This is a genomic window from Parabacteroides sp. B2-S-102 (assembly GCF_023656665.1).
GTDB lineage: Bacteria > Bacteroidota > Bacteroidia > Bacteroidales > Tannerellaceae > Parabacteroides > Parabacteroides distasonis.
Window position 1 is genome coordinate 126664 of sequence record NZ_JAMOKM010000004.1, and the last position, 20964, is coordinate 147627.

The window sequence follows — 20964 nt, forward strand, 5'->3', positions numbered from 1 at the left end:
CAATCATTTCATACTGAATAAGAAAATGAACAAACAACAGCTATTCGAGAATATTAAAAAGAAACAATCCTTCCTTTGTGTCGGATTAGATACAGATATAAAAAAGATCCCGCAGCATCTATTGTCGGAAGAAGATCCTATTTTCGCATTCAATAAAGCGATCATCGACGCTACCGCCGATTATTGTGTCGCTTACAAGCCGAATCTGGCTTTTTACGAGAGCCTCGGCACAAAGGGTATGATGGCTTTTGAGAAGACTGTGGCTTACTTACGGGAGAATTATCCCGATCAATTTATCATCGCCGACGCGAAACGTGGTGATATCGGAAATACCTCCGAGATGTATGCCCGTTCTTTCTTCGATCATATCAAGGTAGATGCCGTAACGGTCGCTCCCTATATGGGCGAGGATAGCGTAAAACCATTCTTGATCTACCCGGAGGCTTGGGTAATCTTATTGGCCTTGACCTCCAATAAAGGCTCACATGATTTTCAAATGACGGAAGACGCAAATGGTGAACGTCTTTTCGAGAAAGTACTAAAGAAATCGCAAGAATGGGCTAACGATGAGCAAATGATGTATGTAGTGGGCGCTACCCAAGGCAAGATGTTCCTTGATATCCGTAAACAGGCCCCGAATCATTTCTTGTTAGTTCCGGGCGTAGGCGCTCAAGGTGGAAGCTTGGCGGAAGTAGCTCAATACGGGATGAACGACCAATGCGGTCTTTTGGTAAATTCTTCCCGTGCGATTATTTACGCGGATAAGACGGAGGCTTTCGCCAACGTAGCCCGTGAGGCGGCACATGCCGTACAGAAAGAAATGGCCGGTTATCTACATGATAAGGGAATTATTCCCTGCAAAGCATAGGCTATATAAAGAATTTTCACCATTTTTGCAAACTAACTGTCTATAAACAGCGGACAGTCAACGAAGATACATATATAATTGAATAAGTAATGGAGTTTTCAGCCCAACAAATTGCCGGCTTCCTGAACGGAACGATTGAAGGAGATCCGAACGTTAAAGTCAGCAACTTCTCTAAAATAGAAGAAGGAAAGCCAGGTACATTGACCTTTTTGGCGAATCTTAAATATGCGCATCATATTTATAATACCGAGGCAAGCATTGTTTTGGTGAATAATGATTTCAAACCGGAACAACCGATAAGAGCCACACTTGTAAAAGTAGAGAACGCTTATGCGGCGCTCGCGATGTTATTAAATTTGGTAGAGCAATCGAAGAGCAAAAAGAAGGGGGTTGATTCTACCGCTTTTATCGCCGCTTCCGCGATCGTGAGCGACGATTGTTATGTCGGTAACTTCGCCTACATCGGAGAAGGCGTAAAAATGGGTAAGAACTGTATGGTATACCCGCACGCTTATATCGGTGATCACGTGACGGTAGGAGATAACTGCGTATTCTATCCGCATGCCACCGTTTACGAGAATTGTATAATCGGCAATAATTGTATCCTTCATGCCGGTAGCGTAGTCGGGGCTGACGGTTTCGGATTCGCTCCCGAAGGTGAGACTTACAAGAAAATCCCGCAATTAGGCAACGTTATTATCGAGGATGATGTAGAGATCGGAGCCAATACGACAATTGACCGTGCGGTGATGGATTCTACGATCATTCACCGAGGCGTTAAGCTGGACAATCTCGTACAAATCGCTCATAACGTGGAGGTAGGCGAGAATACCGTGATGGCGGCGCAAGTCGGCATCGCCGGTTCCGTAAAAGTAGGAAAGCATTGTATGTTTGGCGGACAAGTTGGTTTGGCCGGACATATCCATGTGGCGGACCACGTCGTATTCGGAGCTCAGGCTGGCGTTATCAGCGACGTGAAGGAAGCGACGACATTGCTCGGGGCGCCGGCGATCAACGCTAAGAACTTCATGCGTTCCAGCGCGATCTTCAACCGTCTTCCGGATATATACCGCTCGCTGGGGCAAATGCAACGGGAGATCGAACAACTCAAGAAAGAAATTAATAAACAATAAAGACCTATGCAAAAACAGAAAACGCTTGCGGCAAGTTTCTCCTTGAAAGGAAAAGGGTTGCATACCGGATTAGATATAGAGATTACGTTTAATCCCGCACCCGAGAACCATGGATACAAGATCAAACGTGTCGATATGGAAGGCCAACCGACGATTGACGCCTTGGCCGAGAACGTGGTTAATACACAACGGGGTACGGTGCTTAGCAAGAATGGCGTTCAAGTAAGTACGATCGAGCACGCGATGGCGGCTTTATACGCTTATGAGATCGATAACTGCTTGATCGAGGTAAACGCACCCGAGTTTCCGATCCTAGACGGAAGTTCTCGCTTCTTCTCCGAGGAAATCCAAAAGACAGGGGTTGTTGAGCAAAACGCTCCGAAGGATTATTATATCGTAAAGCACAAGATCGAGGTAAAAGATGAGGAAACCGGTTCTTCGTTGATCATCCTTCCGGATGATAAGTTCAGCGTGAACGTATTGATCTCATTCGATTCGCCCGTGCTTTCCAACCAATTCGCCACGTTGAACGATCTCAGCGAATTCCCGACAGAATTGGCGGCTTCACGTACGTTCGTATTCGTACGCGAAGTGGAGATGTTGCTCAACAATAACTTGATCAAGGGTGGCGATTTAGACAATGCGATCGTTATCTACGACCAGAAGATACCGCAAGAATCTTTGGACAAATTGGCGGATATGCTGAACATCCCTCACAAGAACGTGCAGGAATTAGGTTATATCAATAACAAGCCGCTTGTATTCGATAACGAACCGGCACGTCATAAATTGATCGACGTGATCGGAGATATCGCCTTGATCGGTAAGCCGATCCGCGGACGTGTGATCGCTACCCGTCCGGGACATAAGATCAATAACCAGTTAGCTCGTATGATCCGCAAGGATATCAAGATGAACGAGGTGCAAGCCCCGGTATACGATCCGAACCGTGAGCCGGTGATGGATATCAACCGTATCCGTGAATTATTGCCGCACCGCTATCCGTTCTTATTGGTTGACAAGATCATCGAGGTTGGCGGGAACTATATCGTAGGCGTAAAGAACATCACGACCAACGAACCGTTCTTCCAAGGGCATTTCCCTCAGGAGCCGGTCATGCCGGGAGTCCTGCAGGTTGAGGCTATGGCACAAACAGGTGGTTTGCTAGTCTTGAATTCCGTAGATGAGCCAGAGCGCTATTCTACCTACTTCATGAAAATAGATGGCGTGAAATTCCGCCAAAAAGTCGTTCCGGGCGATACGTTGATCTTACGTCTGGAATTATTGGCACCGATCCGTCGCGGGATCTCTACCATGAAAGGGTATGTATTCGTTGGTGATAAATTGGTTAGTGAAGCCGAGTTCATGGCTCAGATTGTAAAAAACAAATAATAAGATAAAGTACGATAATGAATATATCTCCTCTAGCAGTCGTTCATCCAGAGGCCCAGATCGGCCAGAATGTAACTATCGATCCGTTTGCCGTGATTGAGAAAGATGTCGTAATCGGTGATAATTGCCATATATATTCTCACGCCGTTATCTTGGATGGCGCACGGATTGGTAAAAATTGCAATATTTTCCCGGGAGCGGTCGTTGCCGGTATCCCTCAAGACATGAAATTCGCGGGGGAAACCACGACGGCGGAAATCGGAGATAACACGACGCTTCGCGAATGCGTGACGATCAACCGGGGTACCGCTTCCAAAGGTAAGACCGTGGTAGGTCGCAATTGCTTAATCATGGCTTATTCGCACGTGGCCCATGATTGCGTCTTAAAAGACCATATTATCATCGGTAACGCTTCGCAAATCGCCGGGGAGGTAGAGATTGATGATTTCGCTATCGTAAGCGGAGGTTCCTTGGTGCATCAGTTCACGCGTATATCCAAGCACGTGATGGTACAAGGCGGTTCTCGTATCGGAAAAGATATCCCTCCTTATACCTTGATCGGCCGTGATCCGATCGTTTATTGCGGTATCAATATCGTAGGTTTACGTCGCCGGGGATTCACGAATCAGCAGGTATTCTTGATTCAAGACATCTATCGCACGCTGTATACCCGAGGCTTGAATAATACGGAGGCGCTGAAAGCGATCGAGACCGAGTACGAGCCTAGCGAGGAACGGGATTTGATCCTCAATTTCATCAAGTCTTCCAGCCGGGGTATCGTAAGAGGTTCGATCGACGAATAAGCGACACAAACATCCGGACAACCAAAAACAAATCAGCGCAAATCCACATCTTACAATGAGGGGTTTGCGCCGATTCGCTATTTATGTCACCAAAAGGTTATTTATAGGGTAATTCCCGTGATCTGCCGGATCATTTCAAGATCGATCCCCATGGCTTTCATCTTCTTGGCGTTTTCGAGGTTCGCTTCTGTCTCGCCTTTTGCCAGTCCTTTCGCCTTACCTTTCTCCTTATTTTCCGCTCTACTTTCCGCTAGTCCTTCCAGGTATCCTTCAAGCTTCGCCGAATCCAATACGTCATTTTGTATCATGACCGCATTCAGGTGTTCGTCGTAAGCGTATCTATCCTCGGGGGGCATGGAGTAGTATCTCAATTTTTCTCGAGCCTCGCCTAATCCCGGAGTCATGGTGTCAGGACGAATTGTTCCTCTTTTAAGGTAGTCCATCCATTCTTCTAGGGAAGTGACGGCTATCTTATCGAACTTATTGGTCCGTATGAGTATATATTCGGGGAAAATCTCGGGGGATAGCTTGGAGACAATTACGCTCCTCTCTTTCGTGTTGACTACCAATTGATCCTTGGTATGTACGCCGATGAAATGATTCTGCCCGTGATAAAGGTAGTCCTCGCCCAGTGATATGTACTCGGTTATGGTTTTCGCCACGCCATAGAGTACCTGTTCGAGATAATATAGCTTGCGAATATTTTGTATTTTCACGATGATGATCTCTCCCTTGTCGTTAAGCGCCTTGATGTCCACCCGGTTGAACTTGTCATCCTCATGACAGTTGATTACCCTCGCTCTCCAGTAGCTCCACGATGGTAATCTTCTCTCCAAGAAAAACCGTGAGAAAACCCTCCAGCACACCGAAGTTGGCTTTTTGCCGGAGCAGTCTCTTGATCGCCCAATCGAAACGTATGTATCGGTCTTTTAATTCTTTCATGCGTTGATCCTCCTCTTTTTTATCCATAGTTGATAGGTTTTAAGTTACGGCCCAATAGCGGGCGGTGTCGTAAAGATATGTCTTTTCGGGCGAAATGCAAAAGATTGATATCTGATACTGTGATTTTTATTATTTACCCATATTACAATTACCTATTCAAGGTGACAACTGCCACTAATATCTCAGCCGCAGGTTCCGTCTCTTTGACGAAGGTTGAAGACGAAGCTACGACGGTCGCCTCAGATACAGGGATCAGACGCGCACCCTCTTTCATTATTTATAGCGACGTATATTGGGTATATCCATATTTTTACTACTTTTGAGGCAATAATAAAACTAAACGACTATGCTATTTAGATTTCTAATCCTATCAGATGAAGCAGATGACTTCAAGCGCGAGATCAAGATTGATTCCGAGTCTACTTTCTTGGATTTGCAAAACGCCATTCTCGACTCTGTAGGTTATACAAAGGATCAAATGACCTCTTTCTTCATATGTGACGATGACTGGAGTAAAAAGACAGAGATCACATTAGTGGAGATGGATACCTCTTCCGAGGAAGACAGCTATGTCATGGCCGATACTCAACTGGAAGAATTGTTGGAAGACGAGCACCAAAAACTACTTTTCGTTTTCGATTATATGACCGAACGTGCCTTCTTCATGGAACTTCGTGAGATCGTTCCGGGAAAAGACTTGGATGCTCCTATTTGCAGCAAATCGGTAGGTACGCCTCCCGCCCAAATAGTTTCTTTCGATGAGTTCGAGGCTAAGAACGGCAGTACGGACGTAGGAGAAGATTTTTACGGGGATTCCGAATACGATATGGACGAATTAGACAAAAGCGGCTTCGACGGTTTAGGCGAAGGCCCGATGGATAATCCTTACGACGACGAGCGCTTTTGATGAATTCCCTCGTTATATTACTTGGGCCGACAGGAGTCGGAAAGACCGAGTTAAGCCTCCAAGTGGCGGAACGTTTCGGCTCTCCGATTATCTCTTCCGACTCCCGTCAGCTCTATAAAGACCTTCCGATCGGCACGGCTGCCCCAACACCGGAACAAATGGCTCGTGTCAAGCATTATATGGTAGGCACTCTCTCGCTTACCGATTATTACAGCGCCAGCAACTTCGAGGAAGACGTGGTCTCCCTCCTATCCGAATTACATAAAACGATCCCGACCGTCGTAATGACCGGAGGCTCTATGATGTACATCGATGCCGTATGTAAAGGTATTGACGATATCCCGACAGTTACACCGGAGATCCGGGATGCCCTATACATGCAATTTGAAACCGAGGGACTAGCCCCTATCCTCGCTGAATTAAAAGAAGCAGACCCTGTCCATTATGAGGAAGTGGACCGGAATAATTATAAACGAGTGATCCATGCCGTAGAGATTTGCCGGATGACAGGCAAGCCTTACTCCTCCTTCCGCACGAACATTAAGAAAGAGCGTCCGTTCCGGATCATCAAAGTAGGGCTTAATAGAGATCGCGACGAATTATGCGACCGCATCAACCAACGTGTAGATCTAATGATGAGCGAAGGATTATTGGAAGAGGCTCGCCGGGCTTATCCCTTCCGTCATTTGAATTCCTTGAACACGGTAGGTTATAAAGAATTATTCAATTACTTCAGCGGAGAATGGACATTAGACCTCGCCGTGGAGAAAATCAAACGAAACTCCCGGGTCTACGCCCGGAAGCAAATGACTTGGTTTAAACGGGACCCAGAAATAACATGGTTCCATCCGGATGAGACCGAAGCTATATTTACACATCTGAGCCAACAGATCATATAGCGTTTTAACAATGCCCATTATAAGGTGCTTACAATGGGCATTATAAACATGCTTGAATAGGCATTGTAAGCATCTTAAAATAGGCATCAAGGTTTTCCGCTGATTATCAAAGCCAAACGCAACGACTTTATTTCTTGAAAACCAGATAAACCGCCGCTACCAAGAATACGAAAGCAAGCGCATGGTTCCATTTAAACGACTCCCCCTTAAAAGCGATGGTACTGAAGGCCACGAATACCACCAACGTAATCACCTCTTGGATCACTTTCAATTGAATCAAGTTGAACGGTCCCCCGTTATCCCGGAAACCGATGCGATTCGCCGGTACTTGGAAACAATACTCACTTAACTAAATAGACTTGCCCAAGTGAAATTTTATACCTATATTTACTTCATAATCAACATATTACATTATGATAAAAATTATAGGATACGCACGAGTTTCTACTACAAAACAAGACTTATCTCGACAAAAGCTAAAGATTAAGGAGTTCTGTGAGAACAACAATTATGAGTTAATTGAAATTATTGAGGACTTTGGAATATCTGGTGTGGTTGCAGACAGAAAAGGTTATATCGAATTACAAAGTAAAACCTACAAAGATGCAGACATGATAGTAATCTCTGAGTTATCACGTTTGAGCAGGCAAGAAGATGTAACAGAGACAGTTTACAACATTCAACAGATTATTAATAAAGGATTATCTGTAATACTCTTAGATAGTCCCAGTAAAATTTATGAAGCTAATAAACTTTTAGACATTACAGAAATACTTATCCTCACTATCAAAGCATGGGCAGCAGCACAAGAAAGATTGGATATTAAAAAGAAGAACCAAGATGGGAAGCAAGCTCTCTTCCAAGCTTATCCTTATGCAGTTGTAGACCAAAAAATACCTTATGGATATAAAGCAGTTCCTAACCCCAATGGGAAACGTCCTAAATATATTTTAGAAGAAGTACCAGAAGAAGTAGAGAATATAAAAAGACTCTTCGCTTTAGTAAACTCTGGTAAGACACTGGGAGCAGTAGCCAGATATTTCAATGAAAGGAATATTACTTTTAGAGGATATTACAGCACTGTTGCCATTCTAAGCAACTATATCCATAGTGATATTTATAGAGGAATCAGAAGAAGAACACAGAGATTAGGTAGAGAAGAACCTTATACCATCGAGGTTAGAATAAAACCTATTATCAGTGAAGAGGATTTTATGAAAGCACAAGAACTGATTAAAAACAACTATAAAAATACTCCAACTGGAAAAGTCAATCATAATCCATTAAAAGGAATCATCAGATGTAGATGTGGGAGAGCCATGACTGTAAAAGACAAAAAGCCAGCAGCAGGAATTTCAAAACTAACATATAGATGTAGCTGTGTTGATAGGAAATCTCATCCAGACTTCTGTAAATATAATATTGATGAAGTTTCTTACGACCTTACGAATGAAATATTATATAGTCTTTTCAAATCTATGCACACAGCAGAATATATCAACTTCTTTAGGAACCAAACAGACAATAGAGTTACAGAGCTACAAGAGGAAATAGCTGGAATTGAGAAACGTTTATCTACCCTATATCTTGATAAAGAGAACTTATCTAATGAAAGTCAAGAAAATGCCAACAAGTTTCTACTAACCACCAATCCTACCCTTTTAAACATTATCCAAGAGAAACAGAACCAGTTAGATGAGAAGATAAAATCTATTGATAAAGAAATTATAAGATATAAAAAATCACAAAGTAAAAAGATAGCAGACATCGAAAGGATTAAAGATAATAATGGTAAAGAGAAGCTTCAAAACCTCAGCATCGAAGAACAAGGAGAACTATATCATAAATATTTGGAGAGAGTGAATTATATTCCTGTCACTACTATGCAGGGATATTATATTGTACAGTTCCTTAATGGAATTAAATTCTATATAGCTATTACGAAAGTCAGAAGCATTGCAATGGCTTCTCTCCTATTAGACAACTGGACGATTGATGAAAAAGGAATTATAACAGCGAACTATGATACTTTAAAGTCCAGTGATATGAAGAACTTTAGCATAGAAATGATTAGGAAAACAAAGACTATGACTTTACAAGAATATCTTAAATCAGACCTTGCAAAAGAAAGAGCCTTGCATCTTGACCTTAGTTATAGAGAAAGATATTTAGAAGAACTACATAAAGCAGGGTTGGATGGTAGGCTCAGACCATTAAAAAAGGAATAACTTCATCCTTTTTAATTATCTTTGCTTCCAAACCATATAAGCAAAGATATGAGACCAATTGAAAGACTTGAAGAAACTTATTTCCCTAAAGGCATAGAGTTACTTGAATACATGGAGGAGGTAGCAGTACTTTATGTACCAGATTATGATATAGACCATGAAACAGGAGAACAATATATTTATGGTACAACCGCCTTGCCCTTATTCATAAGAAGATACAATCAGAATAAACTATATGGTAACTTCACATACGAAGATTATATAGCCAATGAGGACATACAAAATACGCTGAAAGGCTTGGGTGTTGATATAGATAAGTTTTGGTTTCTGCTTCTATTCATCTTTGACTATACTTGTGGAACGTGCTTAGATGGAATGAAAGCAACAGGCATTGGAATAGAACTGCTTACCAAATTTGCCAAAGCCATAGCTGACAACCATAAGGAGATTAACCAATTTGGAGTAAGTTTTAAGAAGCCTATTACAGTCTCTGTAAAGGTTGAAGGCAAGCATCAGATAGTAATTGACAATGCCAATGCCATAGGCTACTTGGCTACTACCATCATCAATAACCTAAAGGAGATAGAGGAACATCCTTGGATGCAGAGCCAACAAGTCAGCATGGACACCCATGCAGAAGAAAAGGAATCCGTTCAGATATGGCTGTTCTATAAGATGTTCAATGACTTCTTCAATTTATCCCCATACAATAAGCAGTTTAATGTCAGACAAAAGAAAGGAGGCACCATATCACTCAGTAAGACATTGCTCATATCAAGGCTTATCTACTTTACCAAGCTATCTAAACATAGTAAATTCTCAGATGATGAAGATGTCCTAAAAGGCTACATCAAGCAATATAAAGACAAGAGAATTAATACTGTGAATAGCATATACTTCTAATAACACACTGATAACCAATCAAGTCCTGCTCCGTACCATTAAGAGGGTACATAAAAGCAGGACTTTTTTTCTCTCTTTTAATCCTACCATTATATCCCATCTTTGCATCGTCAAAACGATAGCGGACGAGCTACCAATTTAGAGGGGAAATAAAACCACTCATTAATTTCTCTCTTTTAATCAGCCCAGAAGCCAGTAGCTTTGCAATATCAAAATTAACAAAAGCTGGAGCGCACCAGTCTAAAAACTGCAAAGAAGATATGATGACTATTTATTTTTATGGCAGCAATCGTGAAATCGTAGCAGAGAATGTAAAGAAGTGCTATTCAATGATTGAGAAATATGGCTTTAATGCTGCAATGGGTAAGATTAAGTTAGTTGGCAGCGAGGATTTAACAGGAGAGAAATTATTAAAGGTTTCCATTGTTCCTAAGTCCAATGCCAAACCTCTTTCAATAGACAACTGGATGCTGAATACAGAAGAGGTTACAGATGCCACTGAAAGAGCAGCAGCTAAAGCCCCAGTGGATGGACAACACAGGATGATAGCCATGTTCATACTGGAGGTAGAAGGCTATATTGATTTTAATGAAGAAGAAATGACTGAAACCATTAAGAAACCAGAGAATATGAGTTTGGCATTATTTACAGCCTCTATCAATAACGGCAGACCTTGGAATTACAAAGACTTTAGCAAATCAAAGTTCCAAACAGGAGACGAGAGAATTGATTATATTGAAGCACAAATTCAAGAAACAGGATTGAAGTCTGACGTAATCTATAGCTTTTATACATTAGGGCAACCAGAGGTTAAAGCTAATGTCGCCAAAGACCTTAAATTGGGCATAAATAGACTACCCAAATCTTTAAAGTTAAATGCAACCACCCAAGAGTTAGGCGATAAAGTTCTAAAGGCTTTTAAAAGCAGTAAAATCTCTGAATCTACATACGATAATGGAAGATTAGCAAAAGGATTTAAGCTGTTCTACAATGAATACAAACCAGAGATTAGCCAACTCCAGCAGTTAATCGCCATGATTAGCAAAGATGTGTGGTTTGGTAGTCAGAAGCCAGACGGTAGTGCAGAAGCCAAACAATATTACAAGAATTTTGAAAAATGGTTCCAATATATGAATGAGAGTAACAACAAGTCTGTAGAAACTGCATAACCAACTAACAATAAAGCCCATGTGACAGGTGGGCTTAATTCTTAACCAACTAAATAATAAAACAATGAACCCATATATCATACAATCCAGTTTATATTTAAGCACTATCTACGAAGCAATAATTGCTAAGCAAGAAATACTAAGAGCTAAAATGCAGCAATACAATGATGTCAAGCTCTACTTGTTCAGTTTCATTCTCCCAGAATATAGTTCTAATGAATATATTGCAAATAGCCTCAAACTTTATAATGAAAATGAACTGTTCCCCATTATTATAACTTCCATTACATATAAGGAAGTTAATAATCCAAGAATAGCTTTCAAGAATGAGAATGGAATTATACACTTAGTCCTATGTTTTGAACATAACAAGGAGGATTGACAAGGAGCAGGGAAATGTGAGAGGTTTCCCTGCCTACTTAATACTTCTGAATTGTGGTCTTATCATTAGTTCCCCACTTGTGGAATTACTACTTTTACAGTAGCACAGACAGATAATCCCACCACACAGATTGACGGACTACAAACTATTCAGAATATCAAAATGGAAGAATTTACCTATGAGCAGATAAGGGCTAAGGCTCTTAAACAGGGAATAAAAGATAATAAGGTTCATATTGGATTATGGGCTAATTTTAATAACTATCTAAAGACAAGGAGAAAGAAGAATGGAAAGGTTACTACCTATTATATCTCATTGCAAAAATTGGCTTATTGACAAGATAAAAATTGAAGCAGAGAGATTCATATTGTTAAATCTTTGGGGTGTGCTTATTCACTTTTTACTGCGTGTCTAAACACCCCCTCTCTACACTCCTACGCTACATTCCAATAAGACCCATGCAATGTCCTTACGGACACCGCAAAGGTAATCTGTAAGCTGGGAGTGACTAAAATCAATGATATGTGGATTTATAACAATCATTTCTATAACAAGCTGAGCGAACTTAGAAAATCCAACAGGTTAAGTTCCTCTAAAGTGAGATTCTTATTAAAGACCAACCAAATCATTTTAATTAAACATATTGAGCGATTGCCTTATGAGTTACGAGAAATTACCATTCAAGGAATATACAGTAATGAGCAACAATCTGATTCAGAAGTTAGGTTGTGCTGATGTTTACAGGACATATGTGTTACTATTGACAGCAGACAAATATACATTGACCACTGACACTACAATAGACCAACTTGCATCATTCGTTGGTGATAAACCTGCCAACTATAAAGGTGGTAAGAGTTCCAAATCATTCAATGACAAGTTAAGAGCCACAGGAGAAGTCAGCATACAGGATAAGGACAGTGGTAAGAAAGATAGGACTTGGACTGATTATATATTCTTTCCTGTCAGCTTTGGACATTACAGAAGAATCAACAGGGAGTTTTACGATTCATACAACAATACTCTGGATTTAAAGCTCAGAGGATTTATACTTAAACTGTTCAGTGCAGCAGAGCCATACAGTCATACTATTACCTTATCTGTAAGAATACTGAAAGAACTAATCCACATGGGACATGGCACTATCTCCAGCTACATAGACCAACTAAGGGAGATGGACTTATTGGATGAAGTTGGAGATTCAATCATTTTAAAGGCTAAAGGTTTGCTTATAGACCTACCCAAAGATAAATATGTGGAGGAAGTGAAAGCAGACTTTGAACACATGATAGCATTTAATGAGAGCAGAGGAAACCCCATTTCAAGGGAGTGCATGATTTACAAGAAGTACAAGGAGAATAATTTTGAGGAAGTAAAGGATATGCACGCTCTTATGAAATCATTATCAAGTGGGTTGGTAGGCAGAAAGCAGGAGGTAAAAGACAAGGAAGAACTGCCAGATTTAACCTTATAAAGATATGGCAATAAAAGCTCCAGACTACTAAAAAGATTTAGAGTTCTTTCTTTTAAAGGCATATTAGTTATATATTTGCAATATAACCTTATACATCAATTCAATGGCACAAATTTATCCTGACTTCTATACAATCCAGCATCTCCGCCAACCAGCAACAGAAGGAGAACTAATCCTATTAGACTTTTTACAAAAGAATCTAAATATGGAGTTTGAGATATATTACCATCCTTTCATAAATGGTGACAGACCCAATATTGTTATTCTTAAAAAGGGATGTGGAGCTATAATCATATCTGTAAATGATTGGGATTTAACTGACTATGCTATTAATGATGATTTGGATTGGTGGAATAATTCAACTTCAACAAAGGTTCAATCACCTTTCTCTCAAATAAATTACTATAAAGAGAATCTTGTCTCATTACACATAAGTACTTTCTTAGAGAAGAAAATGAATAAGTGGTACTATTCAAATATTATATATACACTTGTTTACTTCCATAAGATGTCCCAAGATAATATTGAGAAGTTTATACATGAGAATATATCCAAGGAAGATAATAAGACCAAATTTTTAAAAGACATAAAATATATACAATATTGGGGATATGATTCTCTTACACTGCAAAACTTAGAAGAATATTTCAGCAAGATAAGAATAGAACAACCTTCTTTCTTATTTGATGAAGATATTTACAATAATTTCAAACGCTACCTCAAGCCACCTTTTCATCAATTAGAAGAAGGGATTGATATTAAGTACACTAAAGCACAAGCAGAACTTATTAGAAGTGAAAGCAGACCCAGACGTAAAATAAAAGGGATTGCAGGAAGTGGTAAAACTCTTGTCCTTGCAAAGAGAGCTGTCAATGCATATCTAAGAACTAATAGTGAAATATTAATTCTAACATTTAATCTATCCCTTAAGAATTACATTCGCGACAAAATCAATGATGTAAGAGAGAGTTATCCTTGGGAGAAATTCTATATCACCAACTATCATCAGTTTATTAAATCAGAAGCAAACAACTATAACCTACCCATAAAAGGATTAAAATCTTATACGGATATTAATTTCTTTGAGCCTGTAAAGAATCACATTAAGAAGTACAAGGCTATATTCATAGATGAGGTACAAGACTACCAAACTGAATGGCTGGAAATAATTACCAAATATTTCTTATACGAGGATAGTGAATTTGTTGTGTTTGGAGATGAGAAACAAAATATTTACAGAAGACCGTTAGATGAGAACAAAGAACCAATAATTAAAACAATCGCAGGAAACTGGAACAAGTCTCTCAACGCTTCCAAAAGATTCACAAGTGAAATAGGGAAGTTAGCGATGAAGTTCCAGCACCATTTCTTAGAGAATAAATACACCATTGACAATATGATTGTGTTAGATAACCCTATGCTTGATTTTGAACAAAGGAATATTAAATATGCCAATATTGGAGCGAAAGCCAGCACAGAAAGGATATTCAATATCTATAAAGGGACTTGTAAGAAATATTGCCTTAACCCAGCAGACATTACTATTCTATCTGGTACTGCTGATATTTTAAGAGAAATAGAATACTCTATAAGGACTCAATTAAAAGAGAATACAACCACTACATTTGAAACTAAAGAAGAATATGATAAAAGCGAATTAGAGACCAAATCTAAAAACAACTTTGAAGAGAGGATAAATACAATCAGACGATACAGAAGAAATCATTTCTCAATAAAAACAGGAACTGTAAAGCTATCTTCTATACACAGCTTTAAGGGCTGGGAATCACACACAATCTTTTTAATCATTGAGCCACATAAAAGTGATTCTATACAAGATTTTGAATCTGTTGAGCTTATATATACTGCGATAACAAGGGCACAAGTTAATTTATTCATTCTCAATATAGGTAATGAAAAGTACGATTCATTCTTTAATGACAATATCCAAAATTAATCTAACAGAACCACAAGCGAGACACCCCTACCCACATAAACACCCCCTTATAGCTCTTAAATAAAAAAGAATGCTTTAACAATGCAGTCTGACTGCTGACAGAAATAAGCATTCTTTTTAATCTGAGAGGGGGCACGATGTACTATTGCCACAGCCTACCAATAATTTACTAATGCTCCTCATTCCCTTTGAAAGAATCTTTAGGGAAAGACATAGAACAGCCTAAGATGCAAACGAAGTAATTCACTTGTGTTTTAGGTTTGTTCTTGTTAAATCCATTCAATCAATAACCATTTAATTCAATTTCATTATGAGAGATTTAGTAATTATGCCAGCTATGGCACAGCGTAGAGAATCATTAAACATGGGTGAGTTTGCAGAAGAAGCAATTATTGTGGAAGAAGTTGCAGCACCCAAAAGAGTAAATCATTTCATTGAAGCCAATACACAGGAAGTAACCTTGCAGCATCTACAACAAGACTGCATCATTCCAAGTTTTGCATCAATGGAAGAAACCATTAGTCACCAATCCTTTATAGGTGCAGTAGTGGATGCAGCTAAGGATTACTTTCATGGAGAACAGTTTGATATGCCAGAGATTAGAATCTCACACCCTATCAATGGTAGAATACCAAGTGCATTAGGTAAGAAGGCTTCTGAACTGACTGATGAAGAGAAAACTTTGTTCTATCAGAGAATGTGCTTCTGCTTTGAAATTCCATCCATTGTACACGATGAATACGGTAATCGTTTAGCATTATCCATTGGTGGAGTGAGAGCATATAACGAGATTAACCTGTACAGTAAGAAATCTGTGGAGAGATTTAAAATCTTCATAGGCTTTCGTAATCGTGTGTGCTCGAATTTAATGCTTACTACTGACGGTTTACAGGATAAGATAGAAGTCCTAAGCGTACAGGAACTATATGCAGCAGCATTGAATCTGTTCCACGCTTACAACCCATCCAAAGACCTGCACCTGTTAAGAACACTTGGACAGATGTCAATCTCAACAAGCGAGTTTTGTCAGATAATAGGTAGGATGAGATTATATCAAGCTCTTACACCCAACCAACAGAAACGCTTACCTCGTCTATTGTTGGGTGACAGTCAGATTAATGCTGCTTGCAGAGCATTCGTTTCTGATGTGAATTTCAAGAGTACAGGGGACAGCATTACAGGCTGGCAGCTCTTAAACCTGCTCAATGGTTCTGTAAAGTCAAGTTACATTGATAACTTCTTGGAAAGGAATCTTAACTGTACAGAGTTTGTACAAGGCATTCAACGTGCCAAATTAGGAGATAGTGAATACGCTTGGTTCTTAGGCTGAGTGGATTGTTGATTGAGAGAGGAAAGGGCAGCTATTCAATTAGTTGTCCTTTCTTTATATCTACCAGCTTATTAAGACATCAAATTATGGATATAGATTATACTGTGGGAGAAGTGGAACTGTCCTACAAACCCAAATTTAAAAGTCTGCATCAAGTAAGTTGTTCAGAGGATGTTTATAAATACTTACTTCCTACCTATAAGGAAGGAACTATCTGTTACAAGGAATATTTTAAAGTCTTGTTTCTAAACCAAGCCAAACAAATTTTAGGTTACACTCTCATATCAGAGGGAGGAATAACAGATACGACCGTAGATGTCAGAGTAATTCTACAAGCTGCATTACTCACCAATTCAGTAGCTATCATTCTTGCACATAACCATCCAAGCGGTAACACGAAACCAAGCAGGCAGGATATGGAGATTACTAAGCAGGTCAAAGAAGCTGCAAGACTTATAAGGATTACAGTAACAGACCACCTCATATTAACAGATACAGGATATTACAGTTTTGCTGACGAGGGATTGATATAATAAGGTAAAGGGCACTCAATTTCTAAGTTGGGTGTCCTTATCATATTCACTTTTGCTATTAGTGAATGTTCCTTTAGTAATCAGTGAGTTAGCAAATCCAACTCAGAATTAATATTCACTTCTATTCATTAACTTATAAAACAGAATATTATGTCACTTAAATATTCAAGCACAACGGCAGACTATCTTGTTTGGTCTGATGCAATGAACCTCATAAGGAAGTTAGCCAAAGACGAGAATTATAAAATCTCACTCCTTATAGCTTTAGGATGCTTCACAGGATTAAGAATATCTGATATTCTATCTCTAAGATGGAAGCAGATATTAAATGCTGACGAGTTTACAGTAATTGAGCAAAAGACAGGCAAGGTAAGAACTATCAGACTGAATCCCCAATTACAGCAGCATATTAAAGAGTGCTACGAGCATATAAATCCTGTTGGAATCAATGCGCCTATCTTAGTAAGTCAGAAAGGCACTATCTTCACAGTTCAGAGAATCAATATCATTCTTAAAGAGGTGAAGAAGAAGTACAGGTTAAAGATTAAGAACTTTAGCTGCCATTCGCTTAGAAAGACTTTTGGTAGGCAGGTCTATAACATGAACAGTGATAATGCTGAACTTGCCTTAGTAAAGCTGATGGAACTATTCAACCATAGTTCTGTTGCCATTACTAAAAGATACTTGGGGTTAAGACAGGAGGAAATATTGCAGACTTATGACTGTTTGAGCTTCTGATAATTGGGACAGGATTATTAAGATTCACCTTATATGGTGGTCTGAATGGTTCTGTCCCCAATCCATGAAATATTGAGCTTAGATACATCTAAAGTCCAATCTTGGTAGTTTGGCATTTCAGCCTTATAGAAGTAAGTCAATTCCATTAATTTACAGAGTTTAGAACGATTTCAACTCTTATTAGTTAAGCCACAGGTAGCACTTCTTGAATATCCAACAATATGCTGACTTAAAGATAGTAATTCAAGGCAGGTTAGAATATTCAGAATTCAGTCTTTATATAGGGAGAAGTGAATTTGATACCCACATGGATTTACAGAGTTCAGATGCAACTCTGCTTAAATACCCTATTAATTCCCTGTTTAGTAACACAATAATTACTATTAATCTTCACTCCATGCTGATTGATTTAAAACCTTTTGTTATCTTTGCACCAATTCCAATGAACTAATGAGATAGGGAGTTGGAAGGACATATTTAACGAAAGGTGTTATTGAAATTATCTTCTACTGACAAATTCTCGCAAAATTTGAAATGGAGTGAAGATGGTAGCAATAGCACCCACATCATTTGTTATATACCTACCTTTTATAAGGTTTCTATATCTCAAACTGGTGTGGGGCTATTGTTTTATCCACTCCAAAGGCAATGCGAGAAGCCAGTCAGTAGGGTAAAACATATATAGTTCCCACACCTTTTTTATTTTAAATAGCTTATCCATAGGGAACAGGTAGGCATAATATCATTATTATGGAATTAGTTAATAGTTTAAGTGCCAAAAGTCCTCTATGCTATGATACAGGGTGTAGATTATATATGCCTTCATCATTCTTAGAGAAATCCTTTAAGTTACCATATATCGAATACACTACTAAAGGCAGAATAAGTAAGAAAGAACGAGAAGAAAAATATATTCTAAAAGAATGGGATAAACTTAGATTCTTATATAACTGCATGAGTCAATGTACAGACTTTTGCATATCTCAAGATGAAGTAGATTACTTATTATCTGATTCCTTCAAGACTTTATGTAACATATTTCAAAAAGCATACCCACCTGTTATTGATGAAGATGGATGCTTAATCATTAAATCTTTTGATGAGCCACCTAGAACTTATGTCCCTATAGCTAATCATGTGGGAGAATATTGTAGATATAAAATAGAATATTTTCCAGAAGAGGGTACATTATATGTTCAAACCACTAAGAAAGGAGATACTAAGAGTGAAATTAGAAATCTTAAAGTTGAATGCTCATTCGAGTTTTATAAATATCTACAAATATATTGGGGCATAGCATATATTGAATACCTGTCTGAAGGGGGTGAATATAATTGTTGCCCTAAATATGAAACACGCAGAATTTATGACGCTATAGATAGAGGCATGATTAGAACAATGAAATCAATATAATAACAATGAAATCAATTAGATTATTGGCAACCTCACTATTGGTTGCATTAAGCATGGGAGTTTGTTCCTGTGGGGACGATGAATTGGAGGTAAATCCACCTTTAACCAATGTAGAACAAATGTGCTTGGAATATGGAATTACAGACTATAAGAATATCGAATTGCTAAGTCTGTTTGAACATGGAAATAATACTATTATCAATTTAGGTCAAGCAAACTTCTCTGGACTAAAGGATGATAAGCTATGGCTTGCATCATTCAACGTAGAGAACAAATCACCTATTATTAATTGGACTGACGAGTTGCCATTTAACAGGAATCGCAGAATTTACAAAGGCTATGGAGAATATGAAGATGTTACGATTCAACAGATAACTCTGTTACAAGTAATGCCATTCAATCAAGACTTTGTCGCATCATTAAGTTACAGCTTTGGAAAAGACTATAGCTACTATGCCTTACTTTTCAAACAGAGTTCACAAACTAAAGAAGTTCAAATTAAAGAGGGTGGTTTCGGCATAGGCTTATGGTACGAAAACTCTATCATAAACAACAGATGTTGCTACTCGCTGTTTGGAGATACTATCTATGTAGCAGAGAAAGGTTTTGGATTTTCCAATAATGTAGGAACTCTCTATACTTCTGAACTTTTATCTTATGAAGAAGCAATCTACAGTCATAGAGATAATAAAGGCTTCTTCGTGGGTAAAAGAAGTTTTAAATTGGGAGAGGATTTATGGCATATCCAAGTACCACAGCTTAACGATGAACCTGCTGATGCCAAGATTGAGGTCAGTGTAGAAGATAAATCTACGCCAGTTTGGAAGTTCAATGTCAATATTACACATTATGATGGGGCTAAGAAGAATGTAACATTTGAAGTAGATACTGATAATGGTACAATCAAAGGACAGGATGATTATGCTTCCCTCATTATAGGTAAATGGAAGATGACAAGTGGTAATGCTGTTGCCACCCATGTAACTTATAAGAATGATGGTACATTTGAATACACAAGTACAGAAGATGGCTCTTATAACGAAGTGGGCAAGTACAAGATAGACGGTAAGAAACTCTATGAAATGTACAGTGATGAAGATGAATGGATTATCAATGATATCCTGTTACTTAATTCAATGACCTTATCAGTGCAGGAATTGGAAGCTGATGGAGTTACCCCCACAGGTCAGAAGTACTCTTATCAGAGAGTGGAATAAAGGGCTTATTCATACTAAAAGTGAGCAGCATTTGAGAAAACTCTTATGCTGCTCTCTTCTATAACTATTTCATAAATACAAAATAGACAGCCAATATTAAGCAAACAAAGGCAGCTACATGATTCCAGTGCAAAGCTTCACCTTTAAAGAATACAGTTGTAAAAACTGTGAATATAATAAGAGTTATTACTTCTTGAAGAACCTTCAACTGCATCAAGGAAAATGGTCCTCCATTACCAATATATCCAATGCGATTCGCTGGAATTTGACAAGAATACTCAAGAAAAGCAATTGACCAACTAAAGGCTATTACCCCTATCAATGGAAGACCAGCAAACCAAGAATATTCCTGTTTCATCTTTAAATGACCATACCAAGCAAAAGTCATGAAGACATTCGATACTATAAGCAATAAAATTGTGTAGAGAGCTTTCATATTATTCTAATTCTACTATACATTATTATATATCAACGTAAAGTGTTAAATACCCAGTTGGGTTTTTCTATTTTATTATACTCAAAAAAAGCGAGAAACCAACTAAACAGGATTACGCCAAACAAAGGAAGATGCTCAAACCAACTGAATTGTTGCTTCATCTTCAAATGACCATACCAAGCGCATGTCATAAAAATATTAGACACGATCAACAATAAAATCGTATAAACACTTTGCATA

18 protein-coding genes and 3 pseudogenes are annotated in these 20964 nt (G+C 38.7%); 16 read left to right on the forward strand and 5 right to left on the reverse strand.

Going from position 1 to position 20964, the window contains the following annotated elements:
- Positions 1 to 25 precede the first annotated feature (25 nt).
- From pyrF to lpxA, 4 genes are all read left to right on the forward strand, one after another.
- A complete protein-coding gene (pyrF, locus tag NBH07_RS07395) occupies positions 26 to 868 on the forward strand; it encodes an orotidine-5'-phosphate decarboxylase (RefSeq protein ID WP_005854382.1) in 843 nt (280 codons plus the stop codon).
- An 89-nt stretch (positions 869 to 957) separates the two neighbouring features.
- Positions 958 to 2001 (forward strand): UDP-3-O-(3-hydroxymyristoyl)glucosamine N-acyltransferase, encoded by a 1044-nt coding sequence (gene lpxD / locus NBH07_RS07400; RefSeq protein WP_005854380.1) that lies wholly within the window; start codon positions 958 to 960, stop codon positions 1999 to 2001.
- A gap of 6 nt (positions 2002 to 2007) precedes the next feature.
- Positions 2008 to 3393, forward strand: a complete 1386-nt coding sequence (locus tag NBH07_RS07405) for a bifunctional UDP-3-O-[3-hydroxymyristoyl] N-acetylglucosamine deacetylase/3-hydroxyacyl-ACP dehydratase (protein WP_005854379.1) — start codon at positions 2008 to 2010, stop codon at positions 3391 to 3393.
- A gap of 17 nt (positions 3394 to 3410) precedes the next feature.
- Positions 3411 to 4196, forward strand: a complete 786-nt coding sequence (lpxA, locus tag NBH07_RS07410) for an acyl-ACP--UDP-N-acetylglucosamine O-acyltransferase (protein WP_009018102.1) — start codon at positions 3411 to 3413, stop codon at positions 4194 to 4196.
- Positions 4197 to 4297: 101 nt separating this feature from the next.
- Here the strand turns inward: lpxA and NBH07_RS07415 are convergent.
- Both NBH07_RS07415 and NBH07_RS22460 read right to left on the reverse strand, forming a co-directional pair.
- Positions 4298 to 5138 (reverse strand): annotated as a pseudogene (locus NBH07_RS07415) (PD-(D/E)XK nuclease family transposase).
- A 148-nt stretch (positions 5139 to 5286) separates the two neighbouring features.
- A complete protein-coding gene (locus NBH07_RS22460) occupies positions 5287 to 5412 on the reverse strand; it encodes a hypothetical protein (protein WP_005854371.1) in 126 nt (41 codons plus the stop codon).
- Positions 5413 to 5484: 72 nt separating this feature from the next.
- On the opposite strand from NBH07_RS22460, the gene NBH07_RS07420 reads away from it, so the two are divergent.
- Together NBH07_RS07420 and miaA are read left to right on the forward strand one after the other, a co-directional pair.
- Positions 5485 to 6045 (forward strand): IS1096 element passenger TnpR family protein, encoded by a 561-nt coding sequence (locus tag NBH07_RS07420; protein ID WP_005854369.1) that lies wholly within the window; start codon positions 5485 to 5487, stop codon positions 6043 to 6045.
- The gene (miaA, locus tag NBH07_RS07425) at positions 6045 to 6944 is read left to right on the forward strand and encodes a tRNA (adenosine(37)-N6)-dimethylallyltransferase MiaA (RefSeq protein WP_005854367.1); all 900 of its coding nucleotides are present in this window, start codon (positions 6045 to 6047) and stop codon (positions 6942 to 6944) included. The genes NBH07_RS07420 and miaA overlap by 1 nt, the downstream gene beginning before the upstream one ends.
- A 127-nt stretch (positions 6945 to 7071) precedes the next feature.
- Here the strand turns inward: miaA and NBH07_RS07430 are convergent.
- Positions 7072 to 7287 (reverse strand): annotated as a pseudogene (locus NBH07_RS07430) (DMT family protein); the annotation flags it as partial.
- Positions 7288 to 7357: 70 nt separating this feature from the next.
- Between NBH07_RS07430 and NBH07_RS07435 the strand changes: the two are divergent.
- From NBH07_RS07435 to NBH07_RS07480, 10 genes are all read left to right on the forward strand, one after another.
- Positions 7358 to 9172, forward strand: coding sequence for a recombinase family protein (locus NBH07_RS07435; protein WP_156682443.1), 1815 nt, complete (start codon positions 7358 to 7360; stop codon positions 9170 to 9172).
- 48 nt (positions 9173 to 9220) lie between these two features.
- Positions 9221 to 10075, forward strand: a complete 855-nt coding sequence (locus NBH07_RS07440) for a hypothetical protein (protein ID WP_156682444.1) — start codon at positions 9221 to 9223, stop codon at positions 10073 to 10075.
- Positions 10076 to 10335: 260 nt separating this feature from the next.
- A complete protein-coding gene (locus NBH07_RS07445) occupies positions 10336 to 11244 on the forward strand; it encodes a hypothetical protein (RefSeq protein WP_005924455.1) in 909 nt (302 codons plus the stop codon).
- A 1040-nt stretch (positions 11245 to 12284) separates the two neighbouring features.
- On the forward strand, positions 12285 to 13100 hold the full coding sequence (locus tag NBH07_RS07450) for a hypothetical protein (RefSeq protein WP_005924460.1): 816 nt from the start codon (positions 12285 to 12287) through the stop codon (positions 13098 to 13100).
- A gap of 103 nt (positions 13101 to 13203) precedes the next feature.
- Positions 13204 to 15057: an AAA family ATPase gene (locus tag NBH07_RS07455; protein WP_156682445.1), complete on the forward strand. Its 1854-nt coding sequence runs from the start codon at positions 13204 to 13206 to the stop codon at positions 15055 to 15057.
- A gap of 310 nt (positions 15058 to 15367) precedes the next feature.
- Entirely contained in the window at positions 15368 to 16387 is a 1020-nt protein-coding gene (locus NBH07_RS07460; RefSeq protein WP_004310787.1) for a DUF3871 family protein, read from the forward strand.
- 86 nt (positions 16388 to 16473) lie between these two features.
- Positions 16474 to 16920 carry a JAB domain-containing protein gene (locus tag NBH07_RS07465; protein ID WP_156682446.1) on the forward strand — a complete coding sequence of 149 codons (447 nt, stop codon included), beginning with the start codon at positions 16474 to 16476 and terminating at the stop codon, positions 16918 to 16920.
- 150 nt (positions 16921 to 17070) lie between these two features.
- Complete coding sequence (locus tag NBH07_RS07470; RefSeq protein WP_156682447.1) at positions 17071 to 17658, forward strand: tyrosine-type recombinase/integrase; 588 nt, start codon at positions 17071 to 17073, stop codon at positions 17656 to 17658.
- Between the two features lie 750 nt (positions 17659 to 18408).
- Positions 18409 to 19071: a hypothetical protein gene (locus NBH07_RS07475; RefSeq protein ID WP_005924471.1), complete on the forward strand. Its 663-nt coding sequence runs from the start codon at positions 18409 to 18411 to the stop codon at positions 19069 to 19071.
- A gap of 5 nt (positions 19072 to 19076) precedes the next feature.
- Positions 19077 to 20288 carry a hypothetical protein gene (locus NBH07_RS07480; RefSeq protein ID WP_156682448.1) on the forward strand — a complete coding sequence of 404 codons (1212 nt, stop codon included), beginning with the start codon at positions 19077 to 19079 and terminating at the stop codon, positions 20286 to 20288.
- A 64-nt stretch (positions 20289 to 20352) separates the two neighbouring features.
- Here the strand turns inward: NBH07_RS07480 and NBH07_RS07485 are convergent, their stop codons facing one another.
- Positions 20353 to 20724 (reverse strand): DMT family protein, encoded by a 372-nt coding sequence (locus NBH07_RS07485; RefSeq protein ID WP_125041144.1) that lies wholly within the window; start codon positions 20722 to 20724, stop codon positions 20353 to 20355.
- A gap of 74 nt (positions 20725 to 20798) precedes the next feature.
- Positions 20799 to 20963: pseudogene (locus tag NBH07_RS07490) on the reverse strand (DMT family protein); the annotation flags it as partial.
- Between the last annotated feature and the right edge of the window lies 1 nt (position 20964).

Bases quoted from the DNA above. Each gene is read 5' to 3' on its own strand.
- pyrF (WP_005854382.1), top strand. From the start codon at position 26: ATGAACAAACAACAGCTATTCGAGAATATTAAAAAGAAACAATCCTTC.
- lpxD (WP_005854380.1), top strand. From the start codon at position 958: ATGGAGTTTTCAGCCCAACAAATTGCCGGCTTCCTGAACGGAACGATT.
- NBH07_RS07405 (WP_005854379.1), top strand. From the start codon at position 2,008: ATGCAAAAACAGAAAACGCTTGCGGCAAGTTTCTCCTTGAAAGGAAAA.
- lpxA (WP_009018102.1), top strand. From the start codon at position 3,411: ATGAATATATCTCCTCTAGCAGTCGTTCATCCAGAGGCCCAGATCGGC.
- NBH07_RS22460 (WP_005854371.1), bottom strand. From the start codon at position 5,412: ATGAAAGAGGGTGCGCGTCTGATCCCTGTATCTGAGGCGACCGTCGTA.
- NBH07_RS07420 (WP_005854369.1), top strand. From the start codon at position 5,485: ATGCTATTTAGATTTCTAATCCTATCAGATGAAGCAGATGACTTCAAG.
- miaA (WP_005854367.1), top strand. From the start codon at position 6,045: ATGAATTCCCTCGTTATATTACTTGGGCCGACAGGAGTCGGAAAGACC.
- NBH07_RS07435 (WP_156682443.1), top strand. From the start codon at position 7,358: ATGATAAAAATTATAGGATACGCACGAGTTTCTACTACAAAACAAGAC.
- NBH07_RS07440 (WP_156682444.1), top strand. From the start codon at position 9,221: ATGAGACCAATTGAAAGACTTGAAGAAACTTATTTCCCTAAAGGCATA.
- NBH07_RS07445 (WP_005924455.1), top strand. From the start codon at position 10,336: ATGATGACTATTTATTTTTATGGCAGCAATCGTGAAATCGTAGCAGAG.
- NBH07_RS07450 (WP_005924460.1), top strand. From the start codon at position 12,285: ATGAGTTACGAGAAATTACCATTCAAGGAATATACAGTAATGAGCAAC.
- NBH07_RS07455 (WP_156682445.1), top strand. From the start codon at position 13,204: ATGGCACAAATTTATCCTGACTTCTATACAATCCAGCATCTCCGCCAA.
- NBH07_RS07460 (WP_004310787.1), top strand. From the start codon at position 15,368: ATGAGAGATTTAGTAATTATGCCAGCTATGGCACAGCGTAGAGAATCA.
- NBH07_RS07465 (WP_156682446.1), top strand. From the start codon at position 16,474: ATGGATATAGATTATACTGTGGGAGAAGTGGAACTGTCCTACAAACCC.
- NBH07_RS07470 (WP_156682447.1), top strand. From the start codon at position 17,071: ATGTCACTTAAATATTCAAGCACAACGGCAGACTATCTTGTTTGGTCT.
- NBH07_RS07475 (WP_005924471.1), top strand. From the start codon at position 18,409: ATGGAATTAGTTAATAGTTTAAGTGCCAAAAGTCCTCTATGCTATGAT.
- NBH07_RS07480 (WP_156682448.1), top strand. From the start codon at position 19,077: ATGAAATCAATTAGATTATTGGCAACCTCACTATTGGTTGCATTAAGC.
- NBH07_RS07485 (WP_125041144.1), bottom strand. From the start codon at position 20,724: ATGAAAGCTCTCTACACAATTTTATTGCTTATAGTATCGAATGTCTTC.